Source organism: Rhizobium sp. KNZ14-9A (assembly GCF_056755015.1).
Window position 1 is genome coordinate 494,977 of the sequence record NZ_JBPGXB010000001.1, and the last position, 20,728, is coordinate 515,704.

A 20,728-nucleotide genomic window follows, 5' to 3' on the forward strand; every position below is an offset into this window, starting at 1 on the left:
ACGGCGCCTTGGTGCATTACCGAAACTGCGTAAGTTGGGCTGCCATGATCGCAAGTTTTTCATTTCCGTGTTCGTGTGCGATTTTCTGCAAAGCCTCGCTCTTGACGACTGGTACCATGCTCCTGGGCGAGTTGGTAATGCCGACCATTGCACTCAGTCCATGGCGCCGCCCGCATGTGCCCGCCGGTGATCGGCTAAAGCAAGGGACTGGGACACCCGCTCTCTTCGCATCGGTTCAACTCCGCCGCTATCTCAAGGGCGTCGATTTCTTGGAGGCCTACTAAATCTCTTCCATTCGTGGCAGCGGGCAACCCGGTCATCGTGTCCAATATTCGCCATGTCCCTTCGGGTTCCTGTCCAACGGCATAGCGGCTTGTTCCGTCGGAGCGGCCAGCTCGTGCTGGCACGCTAGAATACATCTGCAGACCCCGCTGCTATGACCATCGGCACCGCGATTGCGGGCGCGATCAACCATAATCTCGCCCTTACCCGCGAATTGATAGAAGCGGCCGAAACGTGGCCTTGGTCGGACGCGGTCTTCCTGCAGTCGGCATCTATGGACCTGTCCATGTCACTTCCTCCTTGAAATCCGAAGACGCCGCTGGCCGGTCTTCGAAACGTCGCCTAGTTCTTCCTTGACGTGATCAACGCGGTTGTTTTCGCACGCGCGCCCATTTTGTGAGCACGCGTGACTTCACCAACGCTTATGCGGTGCCTCCAAGCACTCAACGGCCGCGCGGGAAGCTTTGATCCTGCTTCAGGCCATCCATTTCCTGGGATTGCCTCATCTCGCGATCGGCCCCGATGTCGCTGTCGGAGACGTCGCGCTGGTGTTCGGTTGGAAGGACGTCGTCCCGAAGGTCGTCGGGTAATTCGCTTGCGAGATCGTAGGACCGGATCCGCGGCGATGTCGCGCGGCTGCTCCGGCGGTAGGATCTAACGCCCGGATTTGCTGCCGGGTCCACGGCGAAGGCGTCGTCCCGGGAGGCGTCAGCCTGCTGCTCGCGTTCAGCGTCGCCGATGGAGCGCTGCTGGTTTCCCGAATCCGGGAAAGATACGTTCGCCTGTCGGGCGGTCCAGCCATCCGCCGTCCAGAGATCCGCGCGCTCGTCCATGTCGATCGCACCGTGATCGTCCAGAATGTCGTGGGCGGTGTCGTAGGTTGCGTCGTCGACGGATGCCGACACCAGGAAGCCGCCGCGGCGCAGCCCCTCGGCGTAGACATCGCGATCGTCGTCCGGCAAAAACCAGTCCGCAAGCGCACCGAAGAAACCGCTTCGATCAGCGCTGCCGACATTGGCTTTATCACCATCGGCTTCGTATCCCGGCATAAGCCGGGCATCAGTGACGCCAGCTTCCTTCAGGCGCTCGACAGCCGACTCCGCATCGGCGCGAGAATCGAAAAAGGCCGTGAGATTGCTTTTCACAGCGCCGCTCGAAAAGGCGGGAGCGCTTTCGTTGTAAATGCCTGCCATTGTTTCCTCCATCCGTTGGCCTGCTCAGCGAACGGCCATGAAGGATCAATGTTCCGCAGCCACGAATAAAGTCCTTGGGGCAGTGGCGGGACCGAACTCTGGATCCCAGTAGCTGGCGGGGATTTCCGCAATCGGAGATCGACTATTTCGTGAAGACGGAAACCGGCAACCTTTCTCGCAGTAAGGGAGCCTAACCCGGAGCCTCTCAGGCATCGACTTGTGGCGTCTAAACGCCTCGGGCCCACACCCAACGGCGGCAATGGCGGGAAGCATCTTCGTATCATGGTCAGCGTCGCTGCCCTTCGCGATGCGAAGACGTACCGGACTTTCCTGAGACGGTCGGGAAGCTGTTCATACGAGGCATACCCTGTTAGCTGCGGAGCATGTCTGCTTCCATCACGACTCCGGGTCCGATCTGTTCGGACCCCTTCTTGTGAGCCGACGTCCGCTGACAATATATACTGAACGGCTGTCAGGCGTTGCGAGCCTGGTCTGAATGCCGGCCTTCCGCGAACTCCTCGATAACCTTCGCGCAGAAGGCCGGGAGATCGCCTGGCTTGCGGCTGGTGACCAGCCCCTTATCGGTAACAACTTCCCGATCCGCCCATATGCCGCCTGCATTCTCGATGTCCCTGCGGATCGAGGCATACGAGGTGACCTTCCGACCCTTCAGGACGTCGGCCTCGACCAACAGCCATGGACCATGGCAGATCACTCCCACGGGCTTTGCCTGCTCGAAGAACGAGGCCACGAAGGACACGATTTCCGGATTCGCTCTGAGCTTGTCGGCTCCAACGGTTCCACCGGGAATGACGAGGCCGTCGAAGTCAGTTGCGGACACGTCCTTTACAGCTTTGTCGACAATATAGGTGCTGCCTGGATCGAGATCGCTATTGTTTGTCTTCGCTTCGCCAGCCTCGATGCCGATGACGGTAACGGTTGCACCCGCAGCCTCCACAGCCTCCTTGGGCTGCTTGAATTCCGGGTCCTCGGTTCCGCGCGGTGCGATCAGGATGGCGATCTTCTTGCCTTCAAGAGTCATCGGGTCTTCCTTTTACGTTAGTTGCCAGGAGAAATTACATTTTCAAAACCTCCTGGCGAAGTTGAAGTTCCGACGCTGCGGCAAGCAACAAGCAAGAGAAGCTGGAAACGGCCGCGCTGGCCTCCCGCGACAGCGTCGCCCGGCGGATTTGGAACATTGCTTTCGTTAGCGGAATGAGTTTCCTTATGCTCATGAGCAGTGTTCCTTCATTCGTTTCTGAACTTGTGCGCGCGGCAAATGCGGTGGAGCTTCTGACCAGTCGCGAAATCGAAGGCCTGCTCTTCCGGGCAATCGCCACCATCCGCGATCTGAGGGGTATCACCGGGATACCGGTCGTCGGCACCGGGCACGATGCGGTCATAGGGTTGACCTCACTGGCATCGTCTGCCGGCAAAGCGTCACACCATGAGATCCGGGAAGGCCTGCTCGCCGCAGCGGATATGGTCCGAACCCTTTGGATCGTGGTCGACAGCGGAACGGAAATCAGTCTGACGTTTTCGGATGGCAAACCGGATGCGACGAGTTCGGGAGTGAAATGAGAATACGGACTGCATCCCCTGAAGACGCCGCGCGGATGAGCCAGATGCTTCAAAAGCTCATTGCGGCCGGAAAGAGATCCGCTAGGGCGGACGTCGAGTTCGTCCAGCACCATTATATGGGCCATCCATCAGGTGTGCGCTGTTCACTGGCAGAAGATGCCGACAGGAAATCTACCTGGCTTTCAGTCGGTGATCCGTGCGAGCGACGGGAATGCCTGCGGCACCCCGATCGGCTGGGGCATCATGCGGCACGCATGTCCCCCCGAATGCGGCCAGGACCGGTGTCGGTCGTCACTTGTTCGAGATTACGCGACAGGCGGCGATCGAGGCAGGCCTGACGAAATCGAGGCTTTCAAAGGCGTTTCTGGCTTTAGTGATGTCCGACTTGCGTGGAGCGCGCGCGAACGCACGTGACAAGAGCGTATTGAAATGTCGTATCGTTAGCCACCTTGGGCCAACGGCTCGACATCATCATGCCGATCATCTCCTCGACGGTCTCCCCAAGACCATTTGTTTCTGATCGGGGAAGGCGATCCCGTTGGAATGTTTTTCCGGCGACGATGCGATACTCCGCGATTCGAGCGCGACTCAATTGCCCCGCTGCTCTATCCCTATCCGAAACAGCCGTTCGCAAGGTGTTTTGCAGACTGGCGTGAGCGTCCGCTAACAGACCAAGCCTCTGGCGAAGGGAACCACTTCTCTCGTCGCTCATTGCCACCCCGAGATCGTGGCCGTGTCAATCGGACGTGACGGAGATGGCGAACACGGGGATTTTTCCGATTTCTTCCTGTGGCCAACGAAGTGGCAGTCGAGCGCCCCACCCGTCCGGCGCGATCTCGACCCCGGGACGTGTCCACGACACGTCACTGCCATGCTCGCGGGGTTCGGTTCGCATCGAGGTGCACAAGGTCGAGGGATTTCGAAACGCGTGGGTGGGTAATTGAGATGGACGATCGGATACCGAAAGAACGACAGTCAAGTTCGCAGCGGGCGCGGATAGAGGCTCGGGAGCAGACGACGCGAGTTGCCATGCAGATGCTCGAGGAGGAACGACGGCTGCGCGCACTGAAAACCGAGAGGCTTCGTCAGGCGAGACTTGAGGTGCAGATGAAGGGAAATTCTCCTAGCTAAAGCGAAACCGAGACGGATTCATCCGTCGAAGGCACGAGACGCCTCGCGAGCGACGAAAGTCCGTTGCCGGTCGAACCGGGGACGCGGTTCGCCCACAGCTCCTGAGTGACGCACCTTCTCCAGGCCTTCGGGAAGCGACCTTCGAGGTCCGCCGGCCGCTTCCCGGCTCCGAGCGTTCCGCCGCCTAGCGCTCAAGGAGTTCGACACGATACGCCGCATCGGGACATCGCGATATCGGGTGAATGAAACTCGGAGGACGAGTTGCAGTATGGCCGCACAAGAACGTTCGTGCGATCGGGTAAAAGCCGAGATAGTGCGGACGGTTAGGTTGTGGGCGGGCTGTGGATATCCTGTGTAGAAAGATTGATCATTTGAACCGGCGTTCCACTTCCGTTCATGCCGCGCCTGTCTCGCCGCCCCGACTCGCTCGACATTTGCATCAACCACTCTCCGGCCTCCGCCGCAAACGTCGCCGGGATGGTTCGGGCGCTCCCCGATGGGTCGGGGGCCCTTTTTCTTTTCGAACCTTACGTTCCGAAGGCGGAGCGATCGACCACCAGCGCGAAGGCTAGGACACGCGTCGTCGCAGTGGCGACCGGGCGCGCAAGGTCTCACGCAGCCCGGCATTCAACGTGTCCGCAGGCAATTTCTTATAGTCCTCCTCCTCGGACGAATTGAGGAACAAGGGAAAGAATGACGCGGCGAGACGTCCCAGTCGTTCATGGGGAACCCAAACTTTGCTGTTGTCTCGAAGAGTTGCGAAAAGCTCGCCCGTTGTCCCGTATTTCGACAAGAGCCAGAGCCTCGAATAGGGATTGGTATCATTGGTTTTTTTCGCGCAGCCGGAGAAACCGGAGCGGGCGATCCTCGCCAATGCGAAGGCGTCGCATTCGACGCTATCGCCCGATCTTATGGGCACAGCCGCATATGACGACCTGCTGGACGTGATCCATAGTCCAGATGCAATTCATGGCATGATCGAGGACGACCGCGCTAATATTCGCATTGATCACGAGCAGGACAGCGCCGACCGTGAAGTTGGCAGGAGGGTGACATGCCCGATGCTGTGCCTTTGGTCGACGCAAGATGATCTCAAGAAGATCTACGGCGATCCGGTGCCTATATGGCGCAACTGGGCGACGGACGGGAGCGGATTCGGCATTGATACCGGCCATCATGTTGCCGCGGACAACCCGGAGGCGCTCGCAGCGGGGATCTCGGCGTTCCTGTAGCGCTGTTCAGTCGATCGGTACGATCGCCAGAAGCTTGCCGCTGTCGTCCATGATCTCGAAGAGTTTCCGGCCGGGTCCACTGACGTGCGAAGGTGTCCGTTGCATCTGGGCGCAGAGGAGGGCCTCGGCGATCGCGTTGCCGACGTCGGGCAGCACTATTCCGTCCCGATCCAGAAGAAGCTCCTCGCCCCTGCGGACGTTGAAATGGAAGCGCTGCGAGCCCGAAAGCGCGGGACTTTTCAGCATCGCCTAGCGACTGGTCTTGCGGAACATCGCCGTCTTTAGTTCGACGGTCTCGTGTCGCACCTCCCTCAAAGTCGTTGCGACCAATCCCACGAACATGGATGCGATGAGGACTGTCAGGACGGTCAGAAGGGCGAACATATGATCTCTCCAGGTGCATCAGATGAATGAGCGCGTGAAGGAAAAGTTCCGTGAGCAGCGATAAGGAGCGCGGTGCTAGCCCTTGAGAAAGACCGCCAGCTCCCGTGACACCGCTTCCGAATCCTCCCGCTGCGGGAAATGCCCGACGTTCTGGAGGAGGATGCGCTCGAACGGACCGGTGAATTTCTCGTGGACGTTTTCCGACATCGCCGCAGGAGTGACTCCGTCCTCCTTGCCCTGGATGAAGATCGCTGGGAGCGACAAGGTCTTCGTCTCCTTTACCTTGTGCTCGAGCCAGACGCTGCGCGGATCGGGTTCGGCCTCTTCCCAGCGGACGCGGTAGCTGTGCAGGCTGACGGCCAACCAATCTGGGTTCTCGAAGGATTTCGCGACCGCCTCGAAGGTGGCCTCGTCGAACCAGCCGTCGGGCGCCCAGTTCTCCCACTGGATGCGGGCGAATCCTTTTCGGTCCTTGGCGATCGCCTCTGCGCCGCGTTTCGTCGCCATAAACCACTGGTACCAGTAGAGTTGCGACTGCCGGAATGACGGCGTTCGAAGGCCGCCCATGCGAGGCATTGACGAAAGCTGGACGATCCGCTCGACGCGGTCGGGCCAGCCGATCGCCAGGCATTCGGCGATGTGAGATCCCCAGTCGTGACCGACGACCGAGAACCGGTCGATGCCGAGCCCGTCCATCAAGGCGATCGCATCCATGGCGAGGACGCCACCATTCGCCGTCCTTAAGGCGTTGTCGTTGCGAAAGGTTGTCGGCCCAAACCCGCGCAGATACGGGACGACGAACCTAAGATGGCGATCGTTCATACGCTCGGCGACGGCAGTCCAGGTCGTGGCGTCGTCGGGCCATCCATGGAGAAGAAGAACCGGTTTTCCGTGCCGCGCTCCTGTCTCCATGAAACTGATATCGAGGTCCTCGGTTTGGACATGCGGCATTGCCTCGCTCCTTGAACTACCTGGAGGTCACGGTCGACTTCAACGGATCTAGGCCTCGACGGCGATCGATCCAGCGCATGACCGGGGTCACCGTCGCGCCGTGCATGACGACCGACAAGAGAATGATGAGGAACACTGTCGCCCAGACTGTCTCCACGTTGTCGAACTTCGCCTTGCCTGACGCGTAGGCGAGATAGTAGATCGAACCAAGGCCCCTTATGCCGAAGATCGAAACGATCACCTTCTCCGCCCGCGGCAGGCGGCAGCCGACCAGGCTCGCCCAGGCGGCAAGCGGCCTGACGACGGCGAGCACGAGAACAGCGACCGCCGCAATGCGCCAGTCGGCGTTGGACAGAAGCGAGCCTTCCGCAAGGATCGATCCGAAGCAAACCAGCAGCACCATCATCAGCAAGCGCTCGATCTGCTCCCCGAAGTCATGCAGCTCGCCATGGAATTCGCTTTTGCGCTCGACGCTGCGAAGCGTAAGAGCGGCGACAAAGACGGCAACGAACCCGTAACCGTGTACGAGTTCCGTCGCGCCATAGGCGATGCAGGTGAAGCCCAATGCCGCGAGTCCGTCCCCCGTTCTGGCAATACGGCCTCGCTCCGGCATCCGGAAGGTCAGATAGCCGAGAAGCCTGCCGACCAGCCATCCCATCGCGACGCCGGCGGCGAGCTTCCAGATGACGTCGAAGGCGAACCAATGCGGGAGCCATCCGAACCCGCCGCTGGCTCCCTGACCCGCAATGGCGATCGCGGCCATCACGAAGGGAAAGCTGAGGCCGTCGTTAAGGCCAGCCTCAGATGTCAGCGAGAAGCGGATGGAATCCTCCTCGCCAGTCTGGGGCGGCCCTACCTGTATATCGGAGGCGAGAACGGGATCGGTGGGGGCGAGGGCGGCGCCCAGCAGAAGCGAAGATGCCACGCCAAGGCCAAGAACGGTCCAGCCCAGAATTGCGATCGCGGCAATCGAAAGCGGCATTGCGATGCCGAGAAGCCGCCAGGTCGCCTCCCACCGAAGCAGGCCCAGCGGCCGGTCAATCTTGAGGCCTGCACCCATGAGGGCCACAATGAGCACGAATTCTGTGAGGTGCTCAGCCCATGCGATGTTCTCGAGCGGGTTCATCGCGGGGAGAGGGGTAAATGGCGACCAAGCAAGCAGCACGCCGATCGCGACGCAGCAGATGGGAAGGGACAGCGGCAGACTGCGCAAGGCCATGGGAAGCCAGGCCGTCAGAAGGACGACGGCGCCAAAAATCAGTAGGGTGACGACATAAGTGTTCAACCCAAGCTTCCTTTTCTTACGAGAGCTTTCGCCCACGCTCCTCAATCATCACCATGGGATACTGCCCAATTCACTCTGCTACGGCTTCGATTTTCGGAGAGCCGAAAGCGTCATCGCGCCCCGATACGATCCGGACGGGGATGGCCTTCGAGGCCGGGGTCTTGGATAGCTCGTCGTGGTGATCGATCGCATCGAGCACCTTGCACTCGGGGTGATACGGAGCGATGGTTCCGATCGGCAGGTCGTGGGCCCGGACTTAGAAACCTGCCAGTTCCTGATATTTGTCGTCTCGATGACGTCGGACAGAGCGACCGTTACGAGGATAGCGCAGTCGCCGCCAGCGATGTCGAGACACTTTCGCCTCGGCCTCGTCGACGACCGTCTCCCAAGCTTGCACCGGCCGGCCTCGCTCATCGAGATCGAAGGCGAATATGTTGATGGAAGAGAAGGTGCCCGGCATCAGGCGGTACCGAGCTTCTGCCGGGCGAGCTGCTTTGCCAAATCGTGAGCGTCGTCCTTGCGCTCCTCGGGGAGGCCGAGACCACTCTGGGCGATCGAAGCGTCCTTCAGGCGCGTTGAGGCCTTCGGTGAATTTCGTCATACAATCCTCCTACTCGGACGTCGCCGGTCGCGGCGGGAGGCGGGCGTCGTCCTCGACATCGCTTGTCCGAGCATTTCCGCTCTGTCTCGGGCGATCGCGCTTGTCGCCATCGCTTGCCGGCTTCGGCGAAATTTCGTCGTCCGCCTGGAGCTCGTCCCTGTTCACGTACCTGTTGCGGTCGGTCATCGTCTCACTCCCGGTTGGCCGTCTGCGGAGCGGGAATGCGATCCTTGGCATCGGCGCGTCCGATCTTCGGATCGGCCTCTGTCAAGTTCTCTCCGGCTGTCCGGCTGTTGCCCATGTTGACGGGCGGCGCGCGGCGGTCGTCTACGTTGGTTTCGGGGAGTTCGTCGTCCTGCGTGTCTTTGTTCAAGGGCTTGGGAGGAAGCTTGTCGGAACTGGGGATCGAATTAGTCGTCATTGCGGTTCTCCTTCAAGAGAAAGAACTCCGGTAGCAACACCAAGTTCCTCTTTGGGATGGGGGAACTGGCACGGCGACGCAGGTGTCGGAACCAGGAGCTTCGCATTGGTTCTATCGATGGAATGGAGGATGTCTGATCAAAATCGTTCTGCTCACAACTTCGGTCGCCGTGCTCGTGATGGCCGTCGTCGGCGCTAATCTGCGGCCATCCCGCCACGAGGCTTACTATCCAAAGCCGTACGACATCACGCAAGGATAGGAGATGATTTGCAACTGGTCGGCGCTCCGCGGTTCGTTGCTCCGGCGACGCCATTTTTCGGTCTTGGGCGGCGCCGGACCTCGGCTGATCATGGTCGTTTTCACCTCTTTCAGCCTGACGCGCGCGAGGCCGGGACGGGTTGAGTGCTCGACTGCCGTTTCGTTGGCCGCAGCAGGAAACCGGAAAAACCGCTGCGTTCGCCATCCCCGTCGCGTCCGGTTGATACGGTCCGCGCTCTTTACCGGAATGTCCACGCTGTCCAATAGTTCCTCCCGGCTTACCGATCTTGCCGAGGACGTCTGGTCGCCCATCTATTGGGACTGTGACCAGGGGGATTGGGATGACGGACTGGCTTGGAAATGTCGGTGTGCATATGGATCTGCTCCGAAACCTGGCCGTCCTTGTCGTCGCCTACGTTCTGGCGCTTCCGATCGCCTGGGACCGAGAACGCAATGAACGAAGCGCCGGCCTCAGGACATTTCCTCTCGTCGCGATCGCTGCATGCGGCTTCATTCAAGCCGCCGAGACGGTTACCCACGAGAGCGCCGAAGCGACCGCCCGGATCGTGGAAGGCATAATCAACGGCGTCGGCTTCATCGGAGGCGGTGCGATCCTTGTCGGAAAGGCGAGCATTCGCGGCACGGCGACGGCTGCAAGCCTGTGGGCTACGGGCGCGATCGGCGCGGCGGTAGGCCTTGGAGCTTACGAGACCGCGGTCGTCCTTTCGATCGCGACGTTCGCGACGCTCCGCCTCGTCCTTCCCTTCAAGGCAGAAGGGAAGGACGAGCGCGAGACGTCTGGAGCCAGGCCGAATGAGGCAACGGACAATCCACCTCGATGAATCGCTCGGCCACCAGTTTCATAAGCGCCGACAAGCGAAATCGACGTGCACCTCTCGCGGTGAAGCTTTCGTCCACGGAGAAACTCACGGAAGGTCTGACGTCAGTGGAACGGCGCGCAACAATCTGAAATTTCGCGCGTTTAAAAGACTCTGGGCACGACGGAGGATGTCATGGCGAACATGAACTCCGCCGACAACCGACGACCCCTTGCGGACGAGGTATCAAATGGCCGCTGACACTCTTACCCCCGAACTCTTCGAGGCCGCCTGGGTTGCGGGCGTCGCCGCCGTCGACGATGAACGCATCGACGCCTTGAGGCACCTTCTAGCCATATCCGCACCGACGATCGAGCGGTATCGATCCACCGAGGGAGACTTGCGTCGGGAGATGGACCAGCTTCTCGAGATCGGGCTCTCGAAACTTCAAAGAAGCGGTGAAACTGCTCCGGAGTAGTGGCCATACCTCGCTGAGCGAAGTTATCCGCCATGCGTGCGGCGCGCGTCAGCCATGACTTGCTAATATACGCTACAGTCGCCACTTCACCCTCGTTGCCTGGATCAAACAGAACACGAGCCGCCGCGATCTTACGACCGCGCAGGAGAAGCATCATGCATGGCATTTCGAAGCCCCTGACCGAAATGAACGTCGTCGAGCGGTCGAACCTGCTCGATACCGTCGCCAACGCGTTAGAGGCGAGCGCTTCCGAAGTCGACGGTGATGGTGACCCGCGCGACGCCGCCAATCTCGTGTGTGTGGCCCGCACCATTCGCGGAATGGCCGATGACATGTCGGCGAGAGATCTGCATGCGGCGGAACTGCTTTTGGAACAGGGGATCACGATGATCTACCAGCGCGAGAACCGAAGAGCTTCGCTGGTTCATTAGGCCATGCCGCGAACAAGTTCGGGAGCCGAGCGTTCCCATCCCAGGCAATCCTCGGAGGACGAAATGCCTGCACTGGACGAAAGCTTCGACGAATTCCTTAAACGTCGCGAGAGCGTCTCCCTCGACTACATCAACGGCAGCGCGGAAGCTCTGATCGCCATCTCGACGCCCCACGATCCGGCGACATTCTTTCCGCCGTCCGGGGACCGTATCTCCGGCGCCGCCCAGGTGAACGCGGCGAACGAGAAGGGCGCCGCCTCCTTCAAGGATGGAAGTACCGGCCGCTTCGACGTTCTCCAATCTTCGGAAAGCGGAGACCTCGCCTTCTGCACCGGCATGCAGCACGCCAAGGTTCACTTACAGGGCAAGGACGAGTTGGTGCCAATGTCGCTGCGCGTGACGGAGGTCTTCCGACGCGAAGACGGCGAATGGAAGCTCGTCCATCGGCACGCCGACATGCCGAAATCCGACACATAGCCGCGCTTCGGAAGACTGGCCGGATCAAGCCCCGTAATTGAGCTTCGGGTACCAGTCCGTACCGCGGCCTGCAGGCGTCATGTCCAAAATGTTCCAGAGCGGCGCGATGTCGACCGCCCCTCTTGGATCCTGGCCGGGGTCAGCCGCTTCGGCAGGCATCTCGCCATTGTAAAAGACGCGGACGTCTTTCCCATCCTTCTGGTAGACCGTGAACGCCGGATTTTCAGATCCGTCGTCGTTGAGCAGGCCCAGGTCACGGGTGTAGTCGTCGCCGACGCTCTGAACGAAATCAAGGTCGCGCCATCCGCGTTCGAGAGCGAACGCACGTTGCCGCTCTACCGGGCTGCGACCAATGATCTTGAACGCGACCCGTTGCTTGACGTCGGCACCGTTGCCGTTCGCGCCGCCAAGGAAGTTCGTGCACATGGGGCAGGGCCGTTCGCGCTGTGGGCCGAACATCCAGAAGTACGTCACAAGCGTATCGTGGTGACCGAACAGGTCTGCAAGGCCGATATCGTTGCCGTTTTCGTCCTTGAAGCGATAATTCTTCTGGACGACTGGGCCGGGAGGCAGGCGCCGGCGTTGCTCCGCGAGCCTGGTAAGATGTCGCCGGACTTCGATCTCCTCCGCCAACAAGGCCATCCTTGCTTCGGCGTAATCCGGAGTTTCGTTTGTGAATCGGCTCACGCGTTTCGCGGCCAGTTCTTTCGCGGGTTTCAAGTCGCCCATGTCCATGTGGTTTCTCCCTGGATTCATACCAACCGTCTCGCAGTCCCCAGCCACTCGGTCATCCCGTGCTTATTGTCGGAAGCTGGCGGGCGCGTTTGACGGTTCTCCGCGCCCTCTTGAACTAGACGTGCGAGAAGACCCGTATTCGACAAGAGCTGAATGTTTTTTTGGTCCAGGCTCCGGTGGCCAAAAAACGCAACCTCCAACCGGCCGAAGTCTTGCTCCTCCCCACGCCGTTCCAATCTCAAAAGCGACCTCGATCCTGGAGCCTTCGAGATGGACGACAACGTGGGAGTGATCATCCCGAAAGTCTGTGAGAGACGAGCCAATGATCTGCCGCAAGAGCGTCTGATCAGCCGCTTCACGCTCCCGAGGATCAAACCGATGAAGACGCTGCGCCGTGGAAAAATCGGGCCAACGCCTCCGCCGTTTGGGTGGGATACTCTTCAGGAAAGAAGTGGCCGCCCGGCAAAGCATAACCGACGACGTTGTCTGCCATTTGTCGCCATAATGCCAAGGGTCCGCCTTCGTCAGCATACCAAGTGGCCAATGCGCCAGTTCCACTCCAAAGGGCGATGAGGGGACAGCGAATCCTGTGTCCGGCGATATGGTCTTGCATGTCATGCTCGCGATCGATGCTTGCTGCAGCCCGATATTCCTCGCAAATCGCGTGAACATGGTCTGCGTTGCAGAGCGCCTCACAATAGGCCTGTCTGATCTCTGGTGGGAATGCGGCAGCGGAAGATCCCCAGCCGGCGAGCGCGTCATCGATGACGGCCTCCGGTGCACTAGTGATCAGTCTTTCCGGCAAAGGCTCGGCTTGCGCAAGCAAAACCCACGGCCAGAACGCCAGGGCAAATCGGTCGTCAGCCCGATCCCAGACGGTCGAGGTAGGCACGATATCGAGCACGGCAAGCTTTCTTATCGCCGCAGAATAATCGAGGGCCATGCGGTAAGCGACACGGGCGCCGCGATCATGACCGGCGATCATGAACTCACTAAAGCCGAACTTTTCCATAACTTCGACCATCTCGGCCGCCATCGCTCGCTTGGAATAGGGCAGGTGATCTGGGGCGGACGGGGGACAAGCGCTGGCGCCGTATCCGCGCAGGTCGGCACACACGACAGTGAACTCGCAGGCAAGCAGCGGAGCGACGTCGCGCCACATTAGATGGGTCTCGGGGAAACCGTGCAGCAATAGAACCGGCGGGCCGCTCCCGGCGATGGTGGTGAATATCGATCCACCCGATAAGGAAACTCTTTGTGCGCGGCTCTTCTTCGACACGTTGCTTCTCCTTGCAAGGCGCTCGGGGCGCGCCGCGCAGCTCACCTGAAAGGGACCATTTGTGCGATGCGGCGATCTCGTTCATCTTGTCCACGCCAAACCATTGTGCGGTGGTGACGAATTGGGCGGCGCCATCCGCTCCGCTGAAAATCATGCGAATACGCCGATCTACCTTGAGCTCGTCAAGCATTTCGCCGCCTTCTCGTACCCGGTGACAAGATATCAGCATACCAGATGGCTCCTTGGCGGTCGAAACCTGGTGGATCGGAAGCACTACCCAGATGCTCTGGTGGAGAAGGCGCCAATCAGCGACCACATCGAAAGCAGTCGAATGCTGCCCAGGTGTTCCGCGCTGGCTAAAATGCGACCATCGGCAGATAATGCCATGTCATCCGGGAATTGAAAGCGTCTGCCTGCTTTTCAATGCTGCCTTCCGGCGGAACCAGCAGAATTGACTGCCCATTGACAGATCCCGCCCGAAGATCACCGTATGTGCCAAAAAAATGCGATTTGGCCATTGTCGCGAAGCTCAAAAAGCTTGCTCGCGACGCAGTCGTCCCTCGTTACTGGCGTGAGTTTAAAGTGAAGGGGGAAGAGCCGTGCAAGCTGCACCGGTGAAAACGCAGCCTACTCATCGCCGTGCTGTTGTTCGGCTGCCGTTTTAAGCGCGGCCATCGGGAGCCAGTCTTCCGATCCAGGGAAGCGGACATGCCAGTAGGCCCATCCGTTGAGATTTGGAGCTCTGCCTCTTCGATTCCGGGCCAGAGCACTTGCTGCCTGCGACAGAGTGTCGAACTGCCTGCCGTCTACCACAAGCTTTCCGTTCAAGAACCAGCCAAAGAAATTTTGTTGCCCCCTCATGTAGGACATTTTCGCGTCTGATCCGTGGGGGATGGTGACACCTTCGCCGGTCCAGGCCAATCCGTTTGCTTGAATTGCCTCACCGATCTGTATTTTTGTCATCGCAGCTGTCATCAATGTCCCTGTTTCTCGCAAGGCGGTGCGGAACTGAACCCGCGCATTCTTGGTGGCTGGTGCTGCGGGCAAGGAAAGTGCCGTACGCTCGGAAGTCCTAATTAGATCAAACCGGGGAATTTCCAAGGCAGTGGCAGAGGCCAGATCCATCGCGTCGATCGGACCCTTCGCCACCCCGTCGGAGCTGAGCGTGGGGCGCGGTGGATCAGGCGCGAGATCATATGGAGCTGCGGAGACACGAGTTCCGACAGTTTGCGAAAACCTCGGGCAGCACGAAGGCAATTGCAATCATTGACCGGCTCTTGGGCTGCGGCATGCAGGGCGATTTAGGGACTGTGCGGCGACCTGCTTAAACCTCTGCTCTAGGTAGGGAGCTGTCGCAATCGTCACCTGTGATCCTCATCAAGCCCAATGCGAAGAGCAATTCGGAATGCGCAACCAACGCACGCTGGTTGTCACCCGGGATCAATCGCAGCACCAAGCGCATGATGATAGACAGTGATAATAGGCGAAGACGGAGTAACAGCTGGCTCAATAACTTTTCTACCGGCCCACCTAAGCCTTGGGCTTGGGAACTTCCCCGTTGCTACCTGTGACATGGATTGCGAGGCGCAAGGGGGCGAAGCCATCGGTCTGCATCCGGAATATTAGGTTGTCAACGCGCCGCCAGTGCACTCCCCGCCATCAAGCAAAAGGGGAAGATCTTGATCGCGACAGCCGCTTAGGCCTGTCTTTCTCGCTGATGTTGAGAAGCTCGCCGTTCGCGGCAGACGAACGCCTCGACGGGCCACGGCAGCTCGAGCGCTGGGGCCCGCCTGTTACTCGATACAAAGGCGAGCCCCACCCGCTCGGTCCCCGACATGCATAAGGCGAGGCAAAATAAGCATGCCGCGGAAAAACTGTCGCGTGAAAAACGCGTGACATGGGCCAACCGCCATTGCGCCGCCGCTGGCTTGTGTTCTGGATCATGTTGATGAAATCGTCTCCAAAAAGAAATCCGCCAAAACGGGTAGTTGAGGATGCAAAAGGCGGACCGCTCGATGCCTGCTGGGGACCGACGGGGTCTGCTTTGTCGTACGAACCCATCTGCTTAACATTGAAAGCTGGAGTTTGTTTCGCGTCCGCTGTGCTGCGACGACACAGGAAGAGACCCGCTTGGGGAAACAAGCGGGTCTCATTAGGCTGGAGATGTCATTAAGCAGTCACGATCGCATCATGGGAGAAGATCGAACGAAAGTCATTATGTGAGCTATTTCTAAAATAGATGATTTGATGTCGAGCGCCCGAAATGCGTCTACCACCAATCATGAAGTTCTTTGAGCTTCACTCGTGCTGCTCGGCCGCTTGGGATGCCTCCCGCGCGGATTTTGCCAGCCTTTCGTCGGCACTATCCGCTGCAGATCCAAGAGAGCAAGATGAAGTTTCAGCGATGAGGCCCCCTGTCGTGCCAGATCTTATCGCGTCGATTGACTCGGTACCTGGCCGCAGTCAGAAGCACCCGGTTGCGCCATCTTCAACGTATTCGCGAGGCGATGCTGTTTTGCGCGCCGTGAGTGCGATTTGAAGCTGGCTCGCCGCCTAAAGCGCCAGCCGCAGCTGCGGTTGCGTGAGAGCTGCTCGCCGTTCCAGTGAAGACAGCGACACGCCGAGCAGACGGATCCCTTTTTTCGGCGGGAAGATTGGCGCGAGAAGCAGGCTGACTACCTCCTCAAGATCGGCAATCCCCGGCAGCGCTGCCGGAACTGTCTTGCTGCGCGTGATCTGGGTGAAGTCGGCATATTTGACCTTGAGTGTCACGGTCTTCGCCCCGATTTCATTGGCTTCGCAGTAGCCCCAGACCTTTTCGATCAGGGACTGAAGCCCCTCGCGCGCAGGTTCGTAGGAATGGATGTCCTGCGAAAACGTGTCTTCCGCGCCGATGGATTTTCGCACCCGGTCAGGCTTTACCTGGCGATTGTCGATGCCACGGGCGATCCCATAGAAATACGGTCCCGATTTCCCGAAATGCCCCGTGAGAAGCTCGAGCGATTGCTGCTTGAGGTCGGCGCCGGTCTCGATTCCCAGTCGATGCATCTTTTCAGCGGTTGCCGGCCCGACACCGTGGAATTTTTTGACGGGGAGTTGCTCGACGAAGGCCGGACCGTTCTTCGGCGTGATGACGGCCTGGCCGTTCGGCTTGTTGAGGTCGCTTGCCATCTTGGCGAGGAACTTGTTGTAGGAAATCCCGGCAGAAGCATTGAGGCCGGTGAGCTGCTTGATCTTTGAGCGGATCTCCGACGCGATCTCGGTCGCAATTTCCATGCCTTTGAGATTGTCGGTGACATCGAGGTAGGCTTCGTCGAGTGAGAGCGGCTCGATGAGAGACGTATATTCGGCAAAGATCTCACGGATCTGCTGCGATACGGACTTATAAACGTCGAAGCGAGGCGGCACGAAAATCAGCTCCGGACACTTGCGCCTCGCCGTCACCGACGGCATGGCCGAGTGAACGCCGTAAATTCGGGCCTCGTAACTTGCCGCCGCCACAACGCCGCGAACCGCCGCATAGCCAACGGCAACCGGCTTGCCACGCAGTTCCGGATTATCGCGCTGCTCAACCGAGGCATAAAAGGCATCCATGTCAACATGGATGATTTTTCGGACTGGGGTCGAGCTCATATCGTTCATGGCGCCGTCGGCGATCGCAATGGGATCGGCGGCGCTCATCGAGAGTTCCATGCCGAAACAGAAGGGGAACATAGCAGGCTCCGTTCCCATATCAAGCATTTCATTGAACGGCTGCACGCATCATCAAGCGACTGGAAGCGGGCAGTCTATCTGATGGCGCTATCGGATGCGGCGGCAAAAACTTCTGGACGTGCGAAGATATACCGCCTGGGGCTTTCACGCGTGGAACGAATAACGGTTTCGGGGCTTTCGCTCCTGTCAAACGAAGGAGACTGTTATGGGAAGCACAGCAGACAAGATTAAGGGAACGACGAACGAGGTCGCCGGCAAGGCGCGGCAGGCCGTCGGTAAAGCCGTTGATAATCACGAGGAACAGGCAAAGGGTTCCCTGCAAGAGGCCAAGGGCAAGGCCCAGGTCGCCAAGGGCGACGCCAAGGATGCCGTGAAAAAGGTCGTCGACAGGGCATAGCCACATTCGAGCATACACATTCCCGCACCAAGCCCGCGCCGGTCGCGGGCTTTTTTCAGAAAGATGCATTTATGAAATATTCAACACTCGCCGTTACCGCCGTCCTTGTCGTCCTTCTTGCGGAAAACGCGTCTGCCCAGGCAGTTGAGGATCCCGCAGTCAATGCCTGCAAGAACACAGGCCTTCTCGCTCTTCGGGAGCGCTCGCCGGAGATCACTGATCTTGTCATGGATATGGAGAGCCTCGCCATCAGCAAGTCTGATACCAAAGTCGAGGATGTGGCCGTTAAAACCGTCATTCTTGGAGAGGCCTACATTGCCCGGAAGGAAAAGACGGGAAAGCCGGACAGGTTCGTGTGCTTGCTCGGCGATAAGGGTAAGGTCCTGCTGACGTTCTTCACCGCCCAGTAGTGCATCTGCGACCCCGGAGCTCAGAAACCGACGGCGGCAAGGGGTCGTCATGTGATCGGACCGTCTCGGGCAGGCGGGATAGAACCGCGAAATCGATCGACAGAGGCGCGTTCTCGAAACTTGATTGTAAAATCGACCGTTATGTCCCACGCTTCAGGCTGGCGGTATCTTCTCGAATTTCGGCACCGCAGCACGAGGTGATCCCGGGCCTTTAACCTTATGGTGCAGGACAAAGGCCCCGGCCTCTAGCGGCTTGGATTGCGAGGGATTTATGGCATGACGATGAAGGCGTCGGACGTGTCGGGAAATCTCATAGATGGACGCGCCGCGCAAGCCGCGTTGCTTGACGGTTCCTGCCTCACCGAGCAGGACCATGCTTCGAAAGAACCCACGCGAGCCAGGAGGTCGGAACATACAAAGAACACCATTGGCGTTCCGGCCGATTTTCGGCTATGGCTCGGCAGCAACAAAGTCGAGGCCCCAATGAGTCGGTTGAAGCTCCTCAGAGACCAGCGTCAGCTTGCGCTGTCAAAACTCGAAAGCCTGACAGAGGATCATCCGCTTCGACCACGATATTTGGAACGCGTGCGTGAACTGGACGATCAAATCGAAGCGCTCAACTCAATCAACTAGATGGACAATAAGGGATTAACGATGTCGTTGGCCGAGAAATTCATTGTGGTTCCTTTCAAGCGCAATCGAGCTGGCTTGATCCCAGGCGAGATGCGACAGGCTTCGAATGGGACATCTGCGGAAAAGATCGCTTTTGCAATGTCGGCCAGATCCCTCAGTGTTGGAGCCTACTCCGTGATGGTCGACAGCGAGACGGGTGATATGAGCTCGCCAAGACTGCTGGCTGCCTTCGGTGAAGTTGGTGATTTGACCCAAGACTGAGGTACAGCGATCGCATTTCAGCGCTGCTTCATGGGCAGGCTGCCAACTCGTCCTGTGGAGAGGGCGCGCCACATGCTGTTCGGCAAGGTCCGGACTTCTCCGAATAGAGCGCACGGGCCGCGGTGTTGAAGACGACCGTCTCCTGGCCGAGCAGACCGGAGACCGCCTCTGAACTCTCATTGTTGTTTAAGCCCAAGACCTGCAGCACACCGGCGTTCGGCAGGAATGTGGGCGCTGGCACAGGCGGCCAGCAGTCTGTGAATGTCCTGGGCGATCGGCCAGAGCGAGGGCCGGAAATCCGCAACGCGGTCTTGTCAGATCGCGATTGGTCGGCGATCCACCGATTGCTCGTTTCGCTGAAACCTCACCCTTTTTGACGACGGGCTGCTCAAATGCGGCCGCGTTTAGATGTCCGGAGGGGTAGTCTCGCTCGCCAGCGGTGATCATCGTCCCGATTCCCGTCCTGCCGTGACATCCTCAGCCGCTCGAGTTTGGTGACCAGATTGCCAGGATTTTTTGGGCAACTGAGCCGCCAAGATGGAGGCCAAACGATCGACCAGTTCGATGGTCAGGGTGTAAAACGCTCTGCTCCTATCGATCGATGTAGGTCGGTCGAGGTTCGCTTTCGGGCAAGTTCTCAGCCGGTCGGAGCAGCCTAAATTTCGAGCGAACGCTTCTCTTATGTCGATAATCGAATTCCCCGCCTTTCAGCGCGTGAAAGCTCAGATACGCTTCCTTGGCTCTTCGATGGTCTGCTACTGCTGGCGGACGAGCCTCTCCGGTTCCGTTGCAAACACGTGTCGACCAAACCTCGCGTATTCAATCGGCCACCTACGTGGAGCCGATCCAGGACCTTAAGCCTGCCTTGCCTATTCAGACAGAGTTGTCAGGCCGTTTTCGCTCGTTTGGTTAGCAGGGATGCGGTCGCTGTTGCGCGATCCTGCACTTCCTTTGCAAGACGGGCTTCGCGAAGGCGTACAGTCTTTTCCTGTCGAGATCGAACGAGGGAGTTGAGCTCTTCGGCGGCGTTGTTGCGTGCGAAAAACTGTGATTGTGAGCGGTTGAAGGCTGTCTCAGCCTGTTGGCGAGACTTGCTATATGTTTGTGACATAACTATTTTCGGATGAGGGCCGCCGGGTTGGCGGCAATAAAAAAGGCCAGGCTATACGCCTGACCCTGATTGGTATCAGCTCTCAACAGTGCCAGTACATCCGTGGTCAACGAAAAGCAGATACCGGATGAGTTAGGCAGCCTGCAGATTGCAGGCGGACATCTTGCCCGACTTATTGTCGCGCTCCAGCTCGTAGCCGATCTTCTGACCTTCTACGATTTCGCGCATGCCGGCGCGCTCGACGGCCGAGATATGGACGAACGCATCGGCGCCGCCATTGTCGGGCTGAATGAAGCCGAAACCCTTGGTGGAATTAAACCATTTAACTGTGCCAGTGGTCATGATGAACCCTTTCATAGCAATTGAGGGGCCACAGCACCGGAGCGCTGCAGATGGTGATAGCGATTTTTGAAAGGAAGGTTCGTTCAGGGCGCGGTGCCAATCGCGCAGTAACCAAAGCTCAGCAAGCAAATATCGATAGTCGCTATATGGGCAACGTGCAGCACAATGTCAACTTTTAGTTTTCATATTAGTGAGAAATCTTCATATGGTTGCAATTCGGACCTTTACATCCAGCCGCAATTTCGTTGCCCCGCGCCATGCTAGAACACTGCAGAGGGAATGGCCGGCATGCTTTCTAATAAGCGGAGGCTGCCGCGGACTAG

Annotated in this window: 24 protein-coding genes and 2 pseudogenes; 11 read left to right on the forward strand and 15 right to left on the reverse strand. The window is 58.9% G+C overall.

What is annotated here, in order from left to right; genetic code table 11:
* Window positions 1–436 precede the first annotated feature (436 nt).
* Complete coding sequence (locus tag ACR9ZQ_RS02600) at window positions 437–586, forward strand: hypothetical protein (RefSeq protein WP_310390474.1); 150 nt, start codon at window positions 437–439, stop codon at window positions 584–586.
* A gap of 139 nt (window positions 587–725) precedes the next feature.
* Here ACR9ZQ_RS02600 and ACR9ZQ_RS02605 read toward each other — a convergent pair whose 3' ends face one another.
* Together ACR9ZQ_RS02605 and ACR9ZQ_RS02610 are read right to left on the reverse strand one after the other, a co-directional pair.
* Window positions 726–1,475 (reverse strand): hypothetical protein, encoded by a 750-nt coding sequence (locus ACR9ZQ_RS02605; RefSeq protein ID WP_481426772.1) that lies wholly within the window; start codon window positions 1,473–1,475, stop codon window positions 726–728.
* 472 nt (window positions 1,476–1,947) lie between these two features.
* Window positions 1,948–2,517, reverse strand: a complete 570-nt coding sequence (locus ACR9ZQ_RS02610) for a type 1 glutamine amidotransferase domain-containing protein (RefSeq protein ID WP_310390472.1) — start codon at window positions 2,515–2,517, stop codon at window positions 1,948–1,950.
* 185 nt (window positions 2,518–2,702) lie between these two features.
* Between ACR9ZQ_RS02610 and ACR9ZQ_RS02615 the strand changes: the two genes are divergently transcribed.
* Window positions 2,703–3,056, forward strand: a complete 354-nt coding sequence (locus ACR9ZQ_RS02615; protein ID WP_481426773.1) for a hypothetical protein — start codon at window positions 2,703–2,705, stop codon at window positions 3,054–3,056.
* 1,941 nt (window positions 3,057–4,997) lie between these two features.
* Window positions 4,998–5,419: pseudogene (locus tag ACR9ZQ_RS02620) on the forward strand (alpha/beta hydrolase); the annotation flags it as partial.
* Between the two features lie 6 nt (window positions 5,420–5,425).
* Here the strand turns inward: ACR9ZQ_RS02620 and ACR9ZQ_RS02625 are convergent.
* The 6 genes from ACR9ZQ_RS02625 to ACR9ZQ_RS02650 form a co-directional block, all read right to left on the reverse strand.
* The gene (locus ACR9ZQ_RS02625) at window positions 5,426–5,665 is read right to left on the reverse strand and encodes a DUF6894 family protein (RefSeq protein ID WP_481426774.1); all 240 of its coding nucleotides are present in this window, start codon (window positions 5,663–5,665) and stop codon (window positions 5,426–5,428) included.
* 3 nt (window positions 5,666–5,668) lie between these two features.
* Window positions 5,669–5,803, reverse strand: a complete 135-nt coding sequence (locus ACR9ZQ_RS02630) for a hypothetical protein (RefSeq protein WP_481426775.1) — start codon at window positions 5,801–5,803, stop codon at window positions 5,669–5,671.
* Between the two features lie 75 nt (window positions 5,804–5,878).
* Complete coding sequence (locus tag ACR9ZQ_RS02635; protein WP_481426776.1) at window positions 5,879–6,754, reverse strand: alpha/beta fold hydrolase; 876 nt, start codon at window positions 6,752–6,754, stop codon at window positions 5,879–5,881.
* A gap of 16 nt (window positions 6,755–6,770) precedes the next feature.
* The gene (locus tag ACR9ZQ_RS02640; protein WP_481426777.1) at window positions 6,771–8,039 is read right to left on the reverse strand and encodes a cation:proton antiporter; all 1,269 of its coding nucleotides are present in this window, start codon (window positions 8,037–8,039) and stop codon (window positions 6,771–6,773) included.
* Between the two features lie 256 nt (window positions 8,040–8,295).
* On the reverse strand, window positions 8,296–8,640 hold the full coding sequence (locus ACR9ZQ_RS02645; RefSeq protein ID WP_481426778.1) for a hypothetical protein: 345 nt from the start codon (window positions 8,638–8,640) through the stop codon (window positions 8,296–8,298).
* A 190-nt stretch (window positions 8,641–8,830) separates the two neighbouring features.
* The gene (locus ACR9ZQ_RS02650; protein WP_481426779.1) at window positions 8,831–9,061 is read right to left on the reverse strand and encodes a hypothetical protein; all 231 of its coding nucleotides are present in this window, start codon (window positions 9,059–9,061) and stop codon (window positions 8,831–8,833) included.
* 599 nt (window positions 9,062–9,660) lie between these two features.
* On the opposite strand from ACR9ZQ_RS02650, the gene ACR9ZQ_RS02655 reads away from it, so the two are divergent.
* From ACR9ZQ_RS02655 to ACR9ZQ_RS02670, 4 genes are all read left to right on the forward strand, one after another.
* The gene (locus ACR9ZQ_RS02655) at window positions 9,661–10,161 is read left to right on the forward strand and encodes an MgtC/SapB family protein (RefSeq protein ID WP_481426780.1); all 501 of its coding nucleotides are present in this window, start codon (window positions 9,661–9,663) and stop codon (window positions 10,159–10,161) included.
* Between the two features lie 226 nt (window positions 10,162–10,387).
* Window positions 10,388–10,615, forward strand: coding sequence for a hypothetical protein (locus ACR9ZQ_RS02660; protein ID WP_113322056.1), 228 nt, complete (start codon window positions 10,388–10,390; stop codon window positions 10,613–10,615).
* A gap of 155 nt (window positions 10,616–10,770) precedes the next feature.
* The gene (locus ACR9ZQ_RS02665; RefSeq protein ID WP_481426781.1) at window positions 10,771–11,046 is read left to right on the forward strand and encodes a hypothetical protein; all 276 of its coding nucleotides are present in this window, start codon (window positions 10,771–10,773) and stop codon (window positions 11,044–11,046) included.
* 63 nt (window positions 11,047–11,109) lie between these two features.
* Window positions 11,110–11,523, forward strand: a complete 414-nt coding sequence (locus ACR9ZQ_RS02670; RefSeq protein ID WP_481426782.1) for a YybH family protein — start codon at window positions 11,110–11,112, stop codon at window positions 11,521–11,523.
* Between the two features lie 24 nt (window positions 11,524–11,547).
* Here ACR9ZQ_RS02670 and ACR9ZQ_RS02675 read toward each other — a convergent pair whose 3' ends face one another.
* The 4 genes from ACR9ZQ_RS02675 to dinB all read right to left on the reverse strand — a co-directional run bounded on the left by ACR9ZQ_RS02675 (window position 11,548) and on the right by dinB (window position 17,179).
* Window positions 11,548–12,258, reverse strand: a complete 711-nt coding sequence (locus ACR9ZQ_RS02675) for a DUF899 family protein (protein WP_481426783.1) — start codon at window positions 12,256–12,258, stop codon at window positions 11,548–11,550.
* A gap of 370 nt (window positions 12,259–12,628) precedes the next feature.
* Window positions 12,629–13,537: an alpha/beta fold hydrolase gene (locus ACR9ZQ_RS02680; protein ID WP_481426784.1), complete on the reverse strand. Its 909-nt coding sequence runs from the start codon at window positions 13,535–13,537 to the stop codon at window positions 12,629–12,631.
* Window positions 13,538–14,164: 627 nt separating this feature from the next.
* Window positions 14,165–14,662 carry a hypothetical protein gene (locus tag ACR9ZQ_RS02685; RefSeq protein WP_481426785.1) on the reverse strand — a complete coding sequence of 166 codons (498 nt, stop codon included), beginning with the start codon at window positions 14,660–14,662 and terminating at the stop codon, window positions 14,165–14,167.
* 1,428 nt (window positions 14,663–16,090) lie between these two features.
* A complete protein-coding gene (dinB, locus tag ACR9ZQ_RS02690) occupies window positions 16,091–17,179 on the reverse strand; it encodes a DNA polymerase IV (RefSeq protein WP_113322073.1) in 1,089 nt (362 codons plus the stop codon).
* 277 nt (window positions 17,180–17,456) lie between these two features.
* Between dinB and ACR9ZQ_RS02695 the strand changes: the two genes are divergently transcribed.
* The 4 genes from ACR9ZQ_RS02695 to ACR9ZQ_RS02710 all read left to right on the forward strand — a co-directional run bounded on the left by ACR9ZQ_RS02695 (window position 17,457) and on the right by ACR9ZQ_RS02710 (window position 18,952).
* Window positions 17,457–17,648 carry a CsbD family protein gene (locus tag ACR9ZQ_RS02695; RefSeq protein ID WP_113186274.1) on the forward strand — a complete coding sequence of 64 codons (192 nt, stop codon included), beginning with the start codon at window positions 17,457–17,459 and terminating at the stop codon, window positions 17,646–17,648.
* Window positions 17,649–17,719: 71 nt separating this feature from the next.
* Window positions 17,720–18,058 carry a hypothetical protein gene (locus ACR9ZQ_RS02700; RefSeq protein WP_113322049.1) on the forward strand — a complete coding sequence of 113 codons (339 nt, stop codon included), beginning with the start codon at window positions 17,720–17,722 and terminating at the stop codon, window positions 18,056–18,058.
* A gap of 276 nt (window positions 18,059–18,334) precedes the next feature.
* Window positions 18,335–18,691 (forward strand): hypothetical protein, encoded by a 357-nt coding sequence (locus ACR9ZQ_RS02705; protein ID WP_481426786.1) that lies wholly within the window; start codon window positions 18,335–18,337, stop codon window positions 18,689–18,691.
* A 21-nt stretch (window positions 18,692–18,712) separates the two neighbouring features.
* Window positions 18,713–18,952, forward strand: a complete 240-nt coding sequence (locus ACR9ZQ_RS02710; protein WP_481426787.1) for a hypothetical protein — start codon at window positions 18,713–18,715, stop codon at window positions 18,950–18,952.
* A gap of 57 nt (window positions 18,953–19,009) precedes the next feature.
* Here the strand turns inward: ACR9ZQ_RS02710 and ACR9ZQ_RS02715 are convergent.
* The 3 genes and pseudogenes from ACR9ZQ_RS02715 to ACR9ZQ_RS02725 form a co-directional block, all read right to left on the reverse strand.
* Window positions 19,010–19,257, reverse strand: a pseudogene (locus ACR9ZQ_RS02715) (TraM recognition domain-containing protein); the annotation flags it as partial.
* A gap of 581 nt (window positions 19,258–19,838) precedes the next feature.
* On the reverse strand, window positions 19,839–20,063 hold the full coding sequence (locus ACR9ZQ_RS02720) for a hypothetical protein (protein ID WP_481426788.1): 225 nt from the start codon (window positions 20,061–20,063) through the stop codon (window positions 19,839–19,841).
* 132 nt (window positions 20,064–20,195) lie between these two features.
* Entirely contained in the window at window positions 20,196–20,405 is a 210-nt protein-coding gene (locus ACR9ZQ_RS02725; protein WP_037062590.1) for a cold-shock protein, read from the reverse strand.
* Window positions 20,406–20,728: the final 323 nt, after the last annotated feature.